The following is a 17,881-nucleotide window of genomic DNA, read 5'->3' as shown; positions in this document are numbered from 1 at the left end:
AAATAAATTAATGTGCTTCAAGCCAATTCTTTCCTTCACCAATTTCTACCTCCAAAGGAACACGCATAGCAATGGCATTTTTCATACGATCCATAATAATAGCTTTAAAAGCGTCGACTTCGGCTTTCGGAACGTCGAACACCAACTCATCGTGAACCTGCATAATCATTTTTCCCTGAAGCTTCTGTGTTTTAATATCCTGTTGTATATTAAGCATAGCCACCTTAATCATATCCGCTGCAGACCCCTGTATTGGCGCATTTATAGCATTACGTTCGGCAAAACCGCGCACCGTCATATTAGCCGAGTTTATATCCCTTAAATAACGTCTTCTTTTTAGAATGGTTTCCACATATCCTTTTTCTTTGGCATTTTCTATGGCAGTAGACATATAATTCTTAATCCCCTTGTACTGCTCAAAATACTGCGCAATCATATCCGCGGCCTCCTTACGCGGAATACCGAGGCTCTGCGATAAACCAAAAGCAGACTGCCCATAAATAATACCAAAGTTTACAGCCTTTGCATTTCTACGTTGGTCCGATGTTACCTCCTCCAAGGCGACGCCATAAACTTTGGCCGCCGTGGCGCGGTGAATATCATGGCCTTTAGCAAAAGCATCCAACATATTTTCATCCTGACTTAATTCGGCCATAATACGCAATTCAATTTGCGAGTAATCGGCAGATAGTAAGATATGGTCTTCACTACGTGCAATAAAGGCCTTCCGTACCTCTCTACCCTTTTCGGTGCGAATAGGGATATTCTGTAAGTTGGGGTTGGTCGAACTTAAACGCCCCGTTGCCGCCACCGCCTGGTTGTAGGAGGTGTGAATCAAACCTGTTTCGGTATTTATTAAGGACGGTAAAGCGTCTACATACGTAGATTTCAATTTTTGATACTGCCTAAAATCCAGGATATCCTGAACAATATCCGATTTATGCGCTAAGGTAACAAGCACCTCTTCACCCGTTTTATACTGTCCGGTTTTTGTTTTTTTAGCCTTAGGATCCAGCTGCAGCTTGTCAAACAGCACCTCGCCCAACTGCTTAGGCGAAGCAATATTAAATTTTACTCCCGCCTTTTCATAAATACTATTTTCCAGCACATTAATATCCTTCTCTAAGGCTGCAGAAAAGTTTTTGAGCGTGTCGACATCAATTTTAACACCATTTTTCTCGATCTCCGACAGCACATACACCAAAGGGAACTCCACCTGTTCGGCCAAATCCTTTGTTGCTGTTTCAGCCAATAAAGGTTCAAATTTCTGGTAAAGCTGATACGTAATATCGGCATCTTCGCCCGCATATTCGCTCACCTTTTCTACGTCTACATCGCGCATATTACCCTGGTTTTTACCCTTACCCCCAATTAACTCGGTTATCGAAACCGGCGTATAATTCAAATAAGTTTCCGCCAAGATATCCATCCCATGGCGCGTATCCGGGTCAATCAAATAATGCGCCAGCATGGTATCAAACAAAGGCCCTTTCACCGTAATATTATAACGCGATAAAAGGAGGATATCATATTTAATATTTTGGCCGATTTTAAGGATATTTTCGTCCTCCAATACCGGTTTAAAGAAGTCAACAATACGCTGTGCCTCTGAAGGATCTTTCGGTGTAGGCACATAAAAAGCCTTGCCAGCCTCCATAGAAAAGGAGAGGCCAACGATCTCCACCGTTAGCGCATCCAGACCAGTAGACTCCGTATCAAAACATACGGCCTTTTGAGCAGACAATTTAGCGACCAGCTCCTTAATAGCTGTATCGCCTTGAACTAAGGTATAACTATGTGCAGTATTATGTATGTTGGACGCTGTAGCCGTAGCCGCCGCCTGCAGGTCGGCAGCATTACCCACATTAGCGCTTTCAACTACCGCAGCAAAAAGGTCCATCTGTCCGGCAGCAGCTTTAGCACCCGTTTCAGGAACAGAAAAATCATCGCCAAAGACACGCTTCCCTAAGGTACGGAATTCCAACTCCGCAAAAAGTGGTTCCAATAAAGACCTATCCGGAGCCTCCAGCAACAATTTATTTTCATCCAGTTCGATAGGGACATCCAATAAAATAGTCGCTAATTTTTTAGAAATCAAACCCTGCTCTGCGAAATTAATAACATTCTCCTGCTGTTTGCCTTTAAGTTTATCCGTATTCGCAATCAAGCCCTCAACCGAGCCATATTCAGCGATCAGTTTTTTTGCTGTTTTTTCGCCGATTCCCGGGATCCCTGGGATATTATCTACCGCATCGCCCCACAGGCCTAAGATATCAATAACTTGCTCCACCTTCGTAATTTCCCACTTGTCCAAGATCTCCTGCACACCCAATACCTCAGCACCATTGCCCATACGGGCAGGCTTTAAAATAAAAATATTTTCCGATACCAGCTGACCAAAATCCTTGTCAGGCGTCATACAATACACCGTATAACCCGCTTTTTCGGCCTTCTTTGCCAAAGTTCCAATAATATCATCAGCCTCAAATCCATCCTTTGTGATGATAGGGATATTAAAGCCCTCAATAAGTTTAAAGATATAAGGAATAGACTTACTTAAGTCCTCCGGCATCTCCTGGCGGTGAGCTTTATAAGCTTCAAATTCTATATGTCGGATGGTGGGTGCCGAAGTATCAAAAACAACCGCAATATGCGAAGGGCTATGGTTTTTCAACACCTCCAATAAGGTATTTGTGAAGCCCATGATCGCCCCAGTATTTAAGCCGTACGACGTTAAGCGAGGCGTTTTGCTCAAGGCAAAATACGCTCTGTAAATCAGCGCCATTCCGTCCAGAAGAAATAATTTTTTCACTAAAAATGTAATTATGTGTCCTATACAAAGGTAATAAAATCAATACACGATGATATTAATATTTTTTTGCGACTTTTGTAAAATGGTAACAATTTTTAACCCTTTAGTATAATTCGGTAATGAGAGGTTTGGTGATGAAATCGACAGGGAGTTGGTATTTGGTCGGTGCCGCGGATGGGCAGTATTACAGCTGTAGAATAAAAGGAAAGTTCCGTACCAAAGGCATGAAAACCACAAACCCAATTGCCGTAGGAGATTGGGTGGAGTTTGATAGGGAAGCGGAAGAAAATGTCGGAACCATTCATACCTTGGTACCGCGGCGAAACTATATTATCCGCAGGTCGGTTAACCTTTCCAAGCAAACCCAAATTATAGGGGCAAACCTTGACCAAGCTATTTTAGTCGTTACGCTAGCATCGCCACCGACATCCTTAGGCTTTATTGACCGCTTTTTAGTTACTGCAGAAGCCTATGATATTCCTGCAGTTTTGGTGTTTAATAAACTCGACCTATTTAGCGATGAAGGGTTAGCAATCCTTGAAGAATATATGCGTATCTACAAAGATATTGGATACCCTTGTTATACCGTATCGGCAATGGAAGGCACCCATATCGATGTTATTAAAGAGCTGTTGAAAGACAAGGTAACCTTAGTATCGGGGCATTCGGGGGTCGGTAAATCCACCCTAATTAACAGTATTATTCCCGATGCCGAGCTACGTACTGGAAAAATCTCAGCCTGGTCGGACAAGGGGAAACACACCACCACCTTTGCCGAAATGTTTGCTCTACCCTTTGGCGGCCATTTAATCGATACACCCGGTATTCGCGAGCTAGGCGTTGTAGATATCGAAAAACAAGAGCTATCCCATTACTTTCCTGAAATGCGACAGCTAATGAACCAATGTAGGTTTAATAACTGCCGACACATAAACGAACCCGGTTGTGTGGTGTTAGCCGCTGTAGAAGAAGGAGATATTGAAGTCTCTCGTTATGAAAGCTACCTTTCTATCTACCATAATGAAGACAATCGAAACTAAGGCAATCCTTTTGAAAGTCTATTTTTTCGCATTTCCATCAGGTTATCAAGCTTTTTTATCTCAGGGATAAAACAAAAAGCTATTTCGTATTGTTGTTTGTTATAAAACAATAAAATTTAACCATAATGAAGGCCGTTTGGAAATGGATTTTAGGAATTTTGCTTGCTATAATATTAATTTTAGCGGGGCTTATCTGGTATTTTAGCCGCAATTGGAAACCTATTGTCGACACAAAACTAAAAGAGGTCGTGCACAATGCAACCGATGGTCTATACAGGTTAAATTACGACAACCTGGATTTAAATATCGCCCTGGGGAATGTAACATTGTCCAATGCCGAGTTGATCCCCGATTCTACGGTATATCAGCAGCAAGTGGCTACGAAAGATGCCCCCAACAACCGATACCATATCAAATTAAAGGCATTAAAAGTGCGCAGCTTTAGTTTAATGGATATCCTGGCCAAGAAAAAGCTAAACATCCGTTCTATAGCGCTTATAGAGCCTAATATACAGCTTATATCGGAGTACCACGCCTATAACGACACCGTTTCTACCAAACCTAAAAAGACCCTTTATGAAAATGTTAAAGACATCTTCAACTCCATCAATGTTCGCGATATCCAGCTGGATAAGATAAAATTTAAATACTCCAAAATTGATCAGGGTAAAAGTAGCGACATCGACTTGGAAGAGGTGAATATTAAGGTGCATGATGTGTTGGTCGATGAGACATCCTTGAAAGATAGTACCCGATTTTTCTATACCAAAATGATAACGGTGGATGTACCCGGCTTTGCCTATAACCTGCCTGATGATTTTTACCAGGTGAAATTCGACAACCTGAGCATAAATACCCGCGAGCATAATGTATTGCTTACCAAGGTTGTCTACCAGCCCAAAATGAGCCGAGCAGCATTTTATAAGAAACAAAATAAAAATGTGACCATGGCAGTGTTGAAGTTTGATACGCTAAGATTTGAAAACCTCGACTTTAAGCAGCTCTTAGATAACCAACAAACGATTGCCTCGAAAATACAGGTTAAAAATGGCAGTGCCGATTTATATGCCGACAAACGCTACTACAGCAAGCCGGTGAATAAAATCGGTAAGTCTCCACATCAACTCTTAATGAAAGCGCAAAAGCTACTGCGTATAGACACCGTTTTTGTCGACAATATCTCTGTTACATACCACGAGTTTTCACAAAAGTACAACCGGGAAGGGTCGATAAGCTTCAACGGCGCCACTGGCACATTAACGAATGTAACAAACGATATACAGCAACTAAATAAAGACAAATTTATGCGCGCCGATCTTAAAGCGCAGATAATGAATTCAGGAAGCCTACATGCTAAATTTGGTTTCGATATGTTAAGCAGCAGCGGGTACTACACCTACAGTGGTACAGTAGGTAGCATGAAAGCACCTGCATTTAACCGTATTTTACAGCCGCTGTTGAATGTAGAAATCGGGTCTGGAAATATCAAAAGAATAGCTTTTAATATGGAAGGTACAGATCGAAAAAACTGGGGCTCCTTTACGTTTGACTATAATGAGCTTAAAATTAAACTCCTGGCAGCACCAGGGGAGGAGGAGAAGAAGAAAGGCCTAAAGGTAGCCTCCTTTTTGGTAAACCAGATTTTAATCAACGACAGCAATCCAGACGCGAATGAGGTATATCATAAAGGGAAAATAAACTATACCCGCGTGCCGGAATACCCATTTTTTAAAACCCTCTGGCAAAGTTTACTCGACGGCATAAAACAATGCGCCGGTATAGGGCCAGAGCGAGAAGCGAAGCTGATGGGAACGGCAGAGACAACAAAAAATGTAGTAACCGGAGCGAAATCTGCAGTGCAGAAAACAGGGGATTTTATTAAAGGGATTTTTAAGAAGAAAGATAAATCCAACGAAGAGGAAGAAAAGTAATTGCGATAAACGTAAGTATATTACTATGTTTGTACGATGGCGGCAATTTTAAGTTTTTTAAAATACGTTTTTCGGTATAGAAGTAAGGTAGTCGATCAAGTGATGTTATACATCAGTCTGCTCTGTACATTTACCGTTATTATACATGTAGGCTATATTACCGATGCAGCAGTAGGGCATAAAACACAATTCGCTATTCTGTGTATGTTTTATGGGCTTTTTATACTGGAGATTGTACGCACCACGTCTTCAATTTATGTACAGCGGCGCATTAATTTTTCGCACTATTCCGGTTTAGGGATTATTTTTTACTTTTTCTTTATCAGTATAGCACGTGTTGGCGACCTGCCATTTATGGCATTTATAGGCCATAACGAATGGCTGTATGTCGGTATAGGGCTGGTATGCCTATCCGAGTTGTCCAAGGGCAGCCTTTTCTTTGATAATTTCTATTTTAACCCCACCATATTATTCGTTATCAGCTTTATAGGACTAATACTTGTCGGCACCATATTGTTAATGTTGCCGCGTACCACTTTAATGGAGCCGCTGGGTTTTCTCGACGCCCTATTTATGGCTACCAGTGCGGTATGTATAACGGGGCTGACGGTAACCGATATATCGACAAATTTTTCACTCTTCGGACAGTCGGTCGTATTGCTTTTAATACAAGTTGGGGGGCTGGGTATTATGACCTTTACAGGCTTTTTCGGATATTTCTTTTCCGGTGGTTTTTCTTTTAAAAACCAGTTGATGTTTGGCGAAATCCTTGGCGAGAATAAGTTAAACTCTGTTATTTCTACCCTGTTAAAGATAATATTTATTACCCTGTTGTTCGAGTTGGTAGGTGCGGTGTTTATTTATTTTTCCTTAGAGCAGCAGCTGTTTAAAAATATGGGCGACCGGATTTTTTTCTCCGTATTTCATGCTATATCCTCCTTTTGTAATTCTGGGTTCAGTATCCTGCACGATGGAATAAGAAATGAAGGATACCGCTATAACTATAGCTTTCAGCTTGTGTTATCCCTAATCTTTGTTTTAGGGGGCCTCGGTTTCGGTACCGTGTACAACTTCTATACCTTTTTTCGAGCCAAGATAAGCCAGCTGACGAATTTGTTGCGCCACAAACAGCCTTTTGTCCATAAAGCACAGCCATTTAGCTTTAACACCAAATTTATATTGTTATGCAATGCCATTATGATTGTGCTCGCTACAGCCTCCTATTTCCTGCTAGAGCATAAGCATAGCCTCAACGATGACAGCCACCTCAGTGGGCAATGGATAACCTCTTTTTTTATGGCCAACTCCTCTCGTTCGGCAGGTTTTAATTCGGTAGATATGGGCGCAGTGGCCATGCCCACATTAATCATGATTAGCACACTTATGTGGATCGGCGCATCACCGGGCTCTACGGGTGGCGGCGTAAAGGTTACTACCGTTGCTGTAGCGCTCATGAATATCTTTTCGCTGGCACGAGGGAAGGACTCTTTGGAAGTATTTCGACGTAAAATTGCAACGGAATCCATTAATAAAGCCTTTGCGATAATACTATTGTCGATCCTTACTATTGCTATAGCTTTTGTGTTGTTAAATTTTTCAGATCCTGATAAAGCGATGAAATCCTTGTTGTTCGAGGCAGTATCCGCCTACACCACCTGTGGCCTTAGCCTTGGTGTAACGCCCAGCCTAAGTGCTGCGGGAAAATGTGTTATTATTCTTACTATGTTTGTCGGTCGGGTGGGCATGTTAACACTATTAGTAGCCTTTATAAAAAATACGAGAAGCAAAACCTATATTTATCCTACCGAAAAGTTATTGTTTTAAATGATTTAGCTAGAATTTATTGCCTATGAAATATATTGTTTTAGGGTTAGGGCATTTTGGCCGTTCCTTAGGTATCTACCTGACCGAGTTGGGGCATGAGGTGATCGGTGCAGACCGCAGTATCCAAATTGTCGAACAGTTAAAAGATAAAATTACCCATACCGTTTGCCTGGATACCACCGATAGGGAGGCCGTATCGTCGTTACCTATAAAAGATTCCGATGCCGTTATTGTCGCTATTGGTGAAGACGAGGGCGCTTCTTTGTTGACTACAGCCGTATTAAAACAGTTGGGTGTAAATCGTATTATCGGCAGGGTGGTGTCGGATTTACAGAAAACCGTGATGGAGGCCATGCAGATTGATGAATATATTATGCCTGAAGAGGAAGCGGCAGAAAGGCTTGCCATGCGGCTTGACAATATAGATATTGTCGATTCTTTTAAGGTGTCAGATCGCTATTCCATTATCGAAACCCGGGTGCCGGCCAAGTATGTCGGCAAAACCTTGCGCGAGGCAGACCTCACAAATCAGTACAAGGTGATTGTGCTGACCACGGTGCGCTTCGCCGACCAGTATAAAAAAGGTCGTCTCATACAGAATAAAGAAGCCTCCGGTATTGCTAAGTCGGATACCCTATTAAATGAAAATGATTTGTTGGTGCTATTTGGGGAGTTGTCGGATATAAAAAAATTGATCGAAAAAGGAAACTAATAGGAAAGCGTGCACGATTATTAAAATCTATTCTATATTTTTACGTTTTTAATACAAAGTGTAACCACTAAATTATTCATGAAAAACTGGTTTAAGGAAAACTCTTCCCATCTTATTGTTATTGCCCTTTTCGTGGCATTAGTGTTCTTCTATTTTTCGCCCATATGGCAAGGAAAAGCATTAATCCAACACGATGTTATGCAGGCTGTGGGTAGCCAAAAAGAAATCTTTGATTATAAAGCCAAGGATGGGCACGGCCCGCAATGGACAAACTCCATGTTTGGTGGTATGCCAACGTATCAGATATGGTACGAGCATGTTTCCAATGTTACCACCTATATCAATAGAGCGGTAAAAGCTGTTTTTCCAGTGCCCACCGATATTGTCCTATTATATCTTCTGGGATCTTACTTCCTTTTGGCCGTGTTGCGGTTAAAACCCTGGTTAGCGGCTATTGGCGCCGTAGCCATTACCTTTTCGTCGTATAATTTTATTTATATCGAAGCGGGACACTTAAATAAGGTTTACGCTTTGGCTTACCTGGCGCCAATTATCGGTGCTATCATCCTGTGTTACCGTGGTAATAGACTTTGGGGCCCTATTTTGTTAGCCTTGTTTTTAGCCTTGGAGATTCGCGCTAATCACATTCAGATGACCTATTACCTATTCTTGGCCTTATTGGTATTTATAGGTTTTGAATTGTACTACGCCATCCGCGATAAAAAATTAAAAAACTTCCTGCAGGCAACAGCTATACAGTTGGCTGCCGTAGTGCTTGCCGTTGGCGTCAATGCAACCATGTTGTTTCCTACATACGAGTATAGTAAACTCACTACCCGTGGGAAAGCCAATATCGTTAAGGTAGAAGAAGGCGGTAAGAAAGCGGGTTTAGACAAGGAGTATGCTTATGCCTGGAGTCAAGGTGTTGGCGAGACCCTGACATTCCTTATCCCCAATGCCTATGGTGGTTTAACTGCAGGGTCGACGGACGATAACTCGAATGTCGTTAAATTTTTTGTGGACTTAGGTGCTCCAAAAGATCAAGCCAAGGAATTGTCGCGTCAAGCATTCCCAACGTATTGGGGGGAGAAAAGTTTCACCTCAGGGCCTTGGTATTTTGGTGCTGGTGTAATCTTCCTATTTGTCCTTGGTATTTTTGTTGTTAAAGATCGTTTGAAATGGTGGATTGTTTCGGCTACGGTATTGACCTTACTGTTATCGTTTGGAAGACATTTACCCCTTATATCGGATATTTTCTTCGATTATTTTCCGCTGTACAATAAATTCAGAGCGGTAGAGTCTATTCTGGTTATACCAGCGATTTTAATTCCTTTGTTAGCCGTGCTTACGGTCAATGAGTTGATCAACCGTTCCGCAGAAATCCCTAACCTTAGCAAAAAAGTGCTCTACAGCTTTGCTGCTGTTGCGGCAGTATGTCTGCTGGTAGCATTAATGCCAAACGTTTTAGCTCTCCGTACGTCGACACATCAGGAGTATATTGCCATGCTGGCGCAGCAGTTTCAAGATCAGGAGCTCGCCTCTCGTGCGGCACAGGCCTTGCTTTCAGATCGTGCGGCCATGGCGGCGGCCGATGGATGGCGTTCTTTCTTTATTGTGGCTATCTTTTTTATGGCCGTATGGTTTTTTGTAAAGAAGAAATTAAGCAGTACCGTATTTATTGCGATTATCGGTGTCGTTACGTTGGTAGATTTATGGTCGGTAGATAAAAGGTACCTGAACAACGATACCTTTATGGACGAAAGTCTTACTAAAAACCCAATTCCTGAACGGGAAGTAGATCAGCTAATCCGTATGGATAAAGATCCGAGCTACCGGGTATTAGACCTATCTACAAGTCCGTTTTCGGATGCCAGAACTTCCTATTATCACAAAAGTTTAGGCGGCTACCATGCTGCAAAACTTATGCGTTTTCAAGAACTGTTAGAGCATCAGTTTAATGGTGCTGTAAATGAAGATGTATTGGATATGTTTAATGTACGGTATGTCGTTACGCGCGACCCGAGCAATAATGCAGAGCGTATTCAGCGCCGATCGTCGGCAGCCGGAAATGCCTGGTTTGTAGACCGTGTAACTTTCGTAAAAGATAACAGCCAAGAGATGCAAGCGATCAGTAGTTTTGATCCGTCAAAAGAGGCTTTTGTACATGAAGAGTTTAAGGGTAAGCTGAATGCCTCGCGCTTAGGCCAGCCTTCGAATGCAGAGATTAAGCTTACCTCCTACCATCCCGATACGTTGAAGTACGAGTATACGGCGCCAAACGATGTTTTTGCGGTATTCTCGGAGGTGTATTACGATAAAGGCTGGAAGGCATATGTGGATGGTGCTGAGGTGCCGATTATCCGTGCCGATTATATTTTACGCGGTTTGCAACTCCCTGGAGGGAACCATAAAGTCGAGTTTATCTTCGACCCGCAGACTATGAGAATATCCAATATTATCTCGTGGTTAGGTTCTGGAATATTGGTTTTAGGGTTAATAGCAACAATTTACCTGGCCAATAGAAAACAAAAGAAAGCTTAGGCTTTTATACCCAATACAAATTCAATATCCCCCTACAGTGTGCAGCACCTTTAGGGGGATATTTTTGTATACCCGCCACGCAGCATTAAAATAATTTTAACTGGGGGTCGCTGACGCGGAAGGTTTTGCGGTGGTGCGGACTAAGTCCGTATTTCAAAACGGCATTTCTATGCACTATCGTGGGGTAGCCCTTATTGGATGACCATTCGTACTGTGGAAATTCGTTCGCCAGCCCTAACATATAATCGTCACGGTAGGTTTTTGCCAATATACTCGCCGCAGCAATAGAAAGGTATTTTCCGTCTCCCTTTACAATGCATTCATGTGGAACACCGCTGTATGGAATAAACCTATTCCCGTCAATCAAAAGCAGCTCTGGTTTTAGGGGTAGCAGATCTAATGCTACATGCATGGCTTTGTAGGAGGCATTATGAATATTGATTTTGTCGATTTCTTGTGGAGAGATTTGTGCTACAGCAAAGGCCAATGCTTCCTGTTCAATTATGGGGCGTAAGGCCATACGCTTTTTTTCGGATAGCTTTTTCGAGTCGTTAAGTGTTGCGTTGAAATAATCCTTTGGGAATATGACTGCAGCAGCAAACACGGGTCCTGCCAAACATCCGCGGCCGGCTTCATCGCAACCCGCTTCCACCAAAATATCTTGGTAATGTGATAATAACATATTATTTGTATATCTATTTTAGCTGGCATGCTGTTCATGCTCAGTATTGTAACTTCTATGCGACAAAATTGGGTTTACACTAATTTACACTACTTATTAGTTTTTTTGTGCATTACTTCGCGTCGAAAAATGTATTAACCTAATTTTTCGCCGTAAATGTAAGTATAAATATAGGAGGAAGAAATAAACACTTCCTATGTGCGCTGTTGTTTTCCTTTTTTACGGGGTAAAGGCAGCAGGGGCTTTATACAGGGCGAGAGTTGGAAGCTATCCAGGTGGATGCTGATGTAAGCGAAGGGAATAGTGCCCTGCCGGGTGATGCTACTGCCTTAAACAAACGAAGAGCACCATTATAGGGACTGCTGAACGGAATATATTTTCTGCTGCTACCTGTTTTTGGTTTTTATAGGGATATTAAATAGAGAGAACTTATAGATTATGCGTTATTTAAAATTTGTCGTAGCCTTTATGGGGCTGCTATTTAGCGTCGGTGCTTCGGCACAAACAGGTAAAGTGCTGCAGGGGCTGCTGCGCGACTCTTTGTCGAGGGTGGTGTCAGGTGCTTCCGTTAAATTAATTCAAGGGAAGGATACCCTCAGTACAAGTAGTTCGGTGGGCGGCGTATTTACCTTTAATGAGGTAAAGGGCAACACCTTCACGGTAAAAATAAGTAGTGTAGGTTTCGAACCCTTTGAAAAGGAATTTACCTTTCCACAAAGTGAGACCAAGTTTATGGTGCCTGCTATTATTTTAAACGGAAACCCTAAAATGTTGGAAGAGGTAGTCGTTTCTGGCGTCCTCACGGTTCAGGTGAAGGGTGATACGGTCGAGTATACCACGAAAGACCTTAAACTGCGGGAGGGATCTGTTGCCGAAGATGCCTTAAAGAAGCTGCAGGGTGTAGAGGTCGATAATCAGGGAAATGTTACGGCCCAAGGGGAGGCTGTAACGCGGGTACGTATCAATGGTAAGGATTACTTCGGTGGCGATGTGAAAACTGCAACTCAGAATCTTCCTGCCAATATTATTGAAAAAATGCAGATTGTCGACGACTATGGCGATATGGCCAATATTACGGGTAATAAAACCGGGGAGTCGACGAAGGTTTTAAATATTCAGATCGACCCTAAATATAACAAAGGGTTTATGACCACACTTCGTGTTGGTGGTGGTACAAACGAGCGCTACCAGGCTACGGGGATGGTCATGGCGATGAACAATAAAACCCAGATCTCCATCCTCGGCAATCTTAATAATATGAATGCAGATCTATTTGACTTCAATGCCATGGGTGGGGGTGCGCGCGGTCGTCAAGGGGCTGCCGGTGGCCGTGGGCCTGGTTCGGGGATGTTCGGCGGTACGCCGGATGGTATCACCAAAACGGGTTCTTTGGGTGTAAACTTTCGACACGATTTTAGCGATAAATTAAAGCTGTATGGCAGTTATTCGTACGGTCATAATAACAACAATACCATCGCTAAGACCCATACCGAAAATGTGGGCGTAGATAGTAAAGGTAATATGATTACCGATGCCGAGTCTAATAGCACCAATATCAGGGCAAGCCATCGGTTTGAAGCTAACCTGGAGTGGAATATTTCGCCCAAGGACTACCTTAAAATAACGCCTCAATTTGGGTTTAACAATACGCGTGCCGACGCATGGTCGCATTCGGAGGTCCTGCTAAATGATCGATTAAACAATACACAGGATCAAACAAGCTGGTCCAAAGGAAACTCACCCCGGTATAATATCTCGGGTTTGTATAACCGTAAATTAAACGATAAAGGGCGTAACTTATTTGTAAACTTTAACTACGATAATGGTGCTACCAATAGCGATGTCGATCAGATTTTAGATCAGTATGTTGCAGACCCTGCTAATAGGGATGAGCCACTCAAGAACTTTTATACCCGTATCAATCGGGAGATAGAAAATAAAAGCTGGAATGCAGGATCTACAGTTTCCTATACCGAGCCGTTGACTTTAAAAAGTAAACTGGAGTTTTCTTATGATTTTAATACCAACGATTACGACAATAGAAATACCCAGATCGGGCGCGATTCCTTAGGCAATATTCTAACCGAAAAGGGTACCAATTACGATTATAATTACGATTATGCCTTTACGACGCATCGTGTGGGAGCAAGTTATATTTTTAGCGGAGAAAAACTGTCGTACTCCTTGGGCGCTGCAGTGCAACCTTCGTTATTGCGGGGTAATGCTTATGGGCAAAATGAAGCAGCCGTTATAGACCGTAAAAATTTTAATTTCGTGCCTATTGCGCGTTTGGAGTATAAATTCTCGAGACAGTCGAATATTACCGTAAACTATAGTGGTAGGTCAAATGAGCCTTCGGTTACGCAGATATTACCTTTTGAGGTTAGTACCAGCCAGGTGATGACAACCATAGGTAATGAAAACCTAAACCCGGAGTTTAGGCATTCCTTAAATGCGCGTTATCGTGCCGGTGATTTCCAAAAAGGAAAGACATTTTTCGCCATGTTGCGTGCCGACCTAACGCAGGATAAGATTGTATCGATGGTGCGTCGTATTCCTTCCGAAAGAAACGGTATTGTTCAGGAGGTAGGGTATGAAAACGAAAGTGCGCCGGTGTATAATATTGGGTCTTTTTATTTTATGGGGCGCTCGCTAAAGAACAAAACCTATACAATTAACTATGGCGGTGGTGTTAACTATTCGCGAAATATCTCTTATTTAAATGTGAATGCTACAGGCGGAACATTTGATAAACTAATTACCAATAATACGGTTATCAGCCAGATGTTATCCTTCCGCTATAACCCATCCGAGAAGTTTGAAATCGCTCCTGGTGTGCGTTATGCCTATAATATTTCGAGTACTACCTTGGCGCGGTTAAATGCCGCTAATACCTCCAAGTTAACGCCAAATCTTATCGGGTCGGTCAATATTACGCCTACATTAGTTTTTGGAGCCGATTTATCGAAAGAGTTTAACTACGGCTACCAAAACAATGCAAACCCTTTTGTTATCAATAGTTATGTAGAGCAGAAGTTTCTAAAAGGTCAACGTGGAGCATTCCGTTTGCAGGCCTATGATTTATTAAACCAGCAGGTAAACATCAACCGTACGGTAGGGGAGGCTTTGGTTGATAGCCAGACAAACCGTTTAGGGCGTTATTTTATGCTTAGCTTTACCTTTAAGCTGCAGAAATTCTCGGGCATAGCACCGGTGGAAGACAATCCATTTCCAGCAGGAATGAGACCCATGCGTCGTTAACGTCGCCAGCCTGTTACCCTGGAAAAAGGAGTGCCAATCGAAAAGGCGCTCCTTTTTTAGTACCTTTGCCCTTGAAAATGAAGGAATACAATATTATTCAATTAGATAATGGCATTAGGGTACTGTTGCATTATCAAAAATCGCCTATTACGCATACCTGTATGATTGTAAATGCCGGAGCACGGCATGAGGAGCAGGGCATGTATGGGGTGGCACATTTTATTGAGCATCTCTTGTTTAAGCGCACTGAACGTCGCTCGACCAATCAGATATTAAATCGTCTCGAAGAAGTGGGAGGCGACTTAAATGCGTATACTACCAAAGAGTATACCTGTATCCATGCTTCGTTTTTAAACCCCTACTTAGGGCGTGCGTTAGATCTTTTTGAAGATGTACTTTTTCATTCTACGTTTCCAGATACGGAAGTGGAAAAGGAAAAAGGTGTTATTCTCGATGAAATTGCCTCTTATCTGGATAGCCCTGAGGAGTCTATTATGGACGATTTTGAAGACCTCTTATTCCAAGGTTCTGGCTTAGGGCACAATATTCTGGGGCTTGCTGAAGATTTGGATAGCATGAAAAGAAGCCATATCGAAGCGTTTATACAGGCCAACTATAATACCGATGAATTGGTTGTCGCTATTGCGGGTGACTATTCTTTAAAGCAGGTGGAGCGCTTGGCGCAAAAGATTTTTGGCCCTATTGCAGCCAATCGTGTGGTTAAGCCGGCGCAGCAAATACCGGCACTTGTCGTGCAACAGACAGTCATTGAAAAGCCTATAAACCAGGCGCATTATATGCTGGGCACCCAAACTTTTGGTACCTTTGACGACCGTAAGATGGGGATGCTTTTGCTTAATAATATCTTGGGTGGTATAGGTATGAGTTCTATTTTGAACCTCGGCATTCGCGAAAAATATGGTATCGCATATACCATAGAATCTAACCTTACTTTATATAAAGATACCGGAAACTTCAGCATCTACTTAGGGACCGATGAGGAGAAGCTTAAAAAAGCCGTATCTCTAGTCTTCAAAGAGCTTGACAAATTGAAGAAGGCGCCTATATCTGCTATGCAATTGCGCAAGGCTAAAGACAAGTTTAAAGGGCAGATCGCGTTGGCGGAAGAGGGCCGTATGAGTATGATTATTGCTGAAGCAAAAAATATTATCGACTATGGAGACGTGGTCCGGCTTTCTGATGTGTTAGCAAAGATCGATGCGGTAAGCAGTGAGGCGCTGCTCGAACTGGCGCAGCTTTACTTCGATCGGGATAATTTAATGTCGTTAACCTTTATTCCCGAAGATTAATCGCTCCGTAGTAAATTAGTATATTTGTCGGATCGACATATTTTATCGTAGAAAAGTACAAATCAACTATATGAAAACAGCTTATATTTTCCCGGGCCAAGGAGCCCAGTTTGTTGGAATGGGCCAAGACCTGTATAATCAGAACGAAGCGTCGAAAGCCTTATTTGAAAAAGCTAACGAAATTTTAGGTTTCCGTATTACGGATATCATGTTCAATGGTACCGACGAAGATCTTAAACAAACAAAAGTAACTCAACCGGCGATATTTTTGCAGTCTGTAATTTTGGCGAAGGCACTGGGTGATAGCTTCCAGCCGAGCATGGTTGCAGGGCACTCGTTGGGCGAGTTTTCTGCCTTGGTAGCGGCCGGGGCGCTGTCTTTTGAGGATGGCCTTAAGCTTGTCGCACAGCGTGCGAATGCCATGCAGAAAGCCTGTGAAGTAGAGCCTTCAACAATGGCGGCAATTCTAGGTTTAGACGACGAAACAGTAGAGCGTATTTGTGCAGAGGTAGCAGATGTTGTTGTTGCAGCAAACTATAACTGTCCAGGGCAATTGGTAATCTCGGGGTCTATTGCCGGCGTAGATAAAGCCTGTGCCTTATTGACCGAGGCCGGAGCAAAGCGTGCTTTAAAATTGAATGTTGGGGGCGCCTTCCATTCGCCATTAATGGAGCCCGCAAAGCTAGAGTTGCAAGCGGCAATTGAAGCCACAAATATTCAGGCTCCAGTATGTCCAATTTACCAAAATATAGATGCCAAAGCGTATACAGACCCTGCAGCGATTAAAGCGAATCTTATCGCGCAGTTAACCGGCGCAGTACGCTGGACACAAACGGTACAAAACATGTTGGCAGATGGTGCTGACGCTTTTGTGGAAGTAGGTCCGGGTAATGTTTTACAGGGATTGGTGAAGAAGGTAGATCGACAAGCGCAAACTTCCTCCGCCGCGATTTAAAAATCGTTGCCAAGTGCGACAGGAAGCCTATAACATCATAACATAAGCAAAGACTGTAACGGTCTTTGCTTACTGTCTAAAGAACATGTAATAATGATCTTGTATGACCTGATTTATAAATACTTCAGGCGCTACCGGAGCCTTTACCTCTAACAGCAGCTCCAGCTTTGCCGCCAATGCCTGTGTAATCTGATAGTTTTTCTTTTTATAACTTAGCTGTAATACCGCTTTAATTTCATTGACATCGTGGTCCGTTAATCGAATAACCTCCGGATAGATAATTTGATGTTCAGCTGTTATTTCCTCGAAAAGTGTATTCTTTAGGTTCGTATTATCCGCTACCGTTATAACCGCAGTATCGGCCGCCATATCGCCAATACGTTGGCTCTTGTTGCTCAGGATAATCGTCGTCAGCCCTATACCGCCGAAGCCTATAAATATATCTACCGTATTACAGACCCAGCGGATGAAATACTGGTAAATGCTGGCCCGGGTGCCATCAATCATGACCACTTTAATTTTCATAATCTTCTTGCCTATGGTTTGTCCGTCCATAAAGGTTTCCAGCAGTAGCGGGTAGAATATCAAGGGTAAAAACAACAAAGACACTATACCAGCTATTAACCAATCGTCTTTACCCTCATATAGTCCAGATTTACTTAATACTACATTTATAAGAATCGCATAGACTGTCATTATGCCGATGTCGATAGCGAAGGAAATTATTCTTTTCCCTACAGGAGCTATGCTATAGGCGAAATTTACGTTCTGCGGTGTGTTTATTAATAGCTTATTCATATATTTGAGACCAAG

11 protein-coding genes are annotated in these 17,881 nt (G+C 42.5%); 8 read left to right on the top strand and 3 right to left on the bottom strand.

Annotation, left to right across the window (positions count from 1 at the left end):
* Nucleotides 1-7 precede the first annotated feature (7 nt).
* Nucleotides 8-2,812: a DNA polymerase I gene (gene polA, locus ACL9RF_RS11290; protein WP_422800734.1), complete on the bottom strand. Its 2,805-nt coding sequence runs from the start codon at nt 2,810-2,812 to the stop codon at nt 8-10.
* Between the two features lie 119 nt (nt 2,813-2,931).
* Between polA and rsgA the strand changes: the two genes are divergently transcribed.
* The 5 genes from rsgA (at nt 2,932) to ACL9RF_RS11265 (ending at nt 10,860) form a co-directional block, all read left to right on the top strand.
* Entirely contained in the window at nt 2,932-3,852 is a 921-nt protein-coding gene (gene rsgA / locus ACL9RF_RS11285) for a ribosome small subunit-dependent GTPase A (RefSeq protein ID WP_422800733.1), read from the top strand.
* A 125-nt stretch (nt 3,853-3,977) separates the two neighbouring features.
* Entirely contained in the window at nt 3,978-5,783 is a 1,806-nt protein-coding gene (locus ACL9RF_RS11280) for a hypothetical protein (protein ID WP_422800732.1), read from the top strand.
* A gap of 36 nt (nt 5,784-5,819) precedes the next feature.
* On the top strand, nt 5,820-7,607 hold the full coding sequence (locus ACL9RF_RS11275; protein ID WP_422800731.1) for a TrkH family potassium uptake protein: 1,788 nt from the start codon (nt 5,820-5,822) through the stop codon (nt 7,605-7,607).
* Between the two features lie 25 nt (nt 7,608-7,632).
* Nucleotides 7,633-8,319 carry a potassium channel family protein gene (locus ACL9RF_RS11270; RefSeq protein WP_422800730.1) on the top strand — a complete coding sequence of 229 codons (687 nt, stop codon included), beginning with the start codon at nt 7,633-7,635 and terminating at the stop codon, nt 8,317-8,319.
* 78 nt (nt 8,320-8,397) lie between these two features.
* Entirely contained in the window at nt 8,398-10,860 is a 2,463-nt protein-coding gene (locus tag ACL9RF_RS11265; RefSeq protein WP_422800729.1) for a YfhO family protein, read from the top strand.
* An 85-nt stretch (nt 10,861-10,945) separates the two neighbouring features.
* Here the strand turns inward: ACL9RF_RS11265 and ACL9RF_RS11260 are convergent, their stop codons facing one another.
* Nucleotides 10,946-11,542 (bottom strand): ribonuclease HII, encoded by a 597-nt coding sequence (locus ACL9RF_RS11260; protein WP_422800728.1) that lies wholly within the window; start codon nt 11,540-11,542, stop codon nt 10,946-10,948.
* Nucleotides 11,543-11,980: 438 nt separating this feature from the next.
* On the opposite strand from ACL9RF_RS11260, the gene ACL9RF_RS11255 reads away from it, so the two are divergent.
* From ACL9RF_RS11255 to fabD, 3 genes are all read left to right on the top strand, one after another.
* The gene (locus tag ACL9RF_RS11255) at nt 11,981-14,803 is read left to right on the top strand and encodes an outer membrane beta-barrel protein (protein WP_422800727.1); all 2,823 of its coding nucleotides are present in this window, start codon (nt 11,981-11,983) and stop codon (nt 14,801-14,803) included.
* Between the two features lie 77 nt (nt 14,804-14,880).
* A complete protein-coding gene (locus ACL9RF_RS11250) occupies nt 14,881-16,113 on the top strand; it encodes a M16 family metallopeptidase (protein ID WP_422800726.1) in 1,233 nt (410 codons plus the stop codon).
* Between the two features lie 70 nt (nt 16,114-16,183).
* A complete protein-coding gene (gene fabD, locus ACL9RF_RS11245) occupies nt 16,184-17,068 on the top strand; it encodes an ACP S-malonyltransferase (RefSeq protein ID WP_422800725.1) in 885 nt (294 codons plus the stop codon).
* Between the two features lie 69 nt (nt 17,069-17,137).
* Here fabD and ACL9RF_RS11240 read toward each other — a convergent pair whose 3' ends face one another.
* Nucleotides 17,138-17,866: an RDD family protein gene (locus ACL9RF_RS11240; RefSeq protein ID WP_422800724.1), complete on the bottom strand. Its 729-nt coding sequence runs from the start codon at nt 17,864-17,866 to the stop codon at nt 17,138-17,140.
* Nucleotides 17,867-17,881 lie beyond the last annotated feature (15 nt).

Origin of the sequence: Sphingobacterium sp. Mn56C, assembly GCF_049319645.1 — a bacterium.
In the GTDB taxonomy this organism is placed as follows: Bacteria; Bacteroidota; Bacteroidia; order Sphingobacteriales; family Sphingobacteriaceae; genus Sphingobacterium.
Note: the sequence above shows the minus strand (reverse complement) of the source record. Positions and strands in the feature narration are given on the sequence as shown.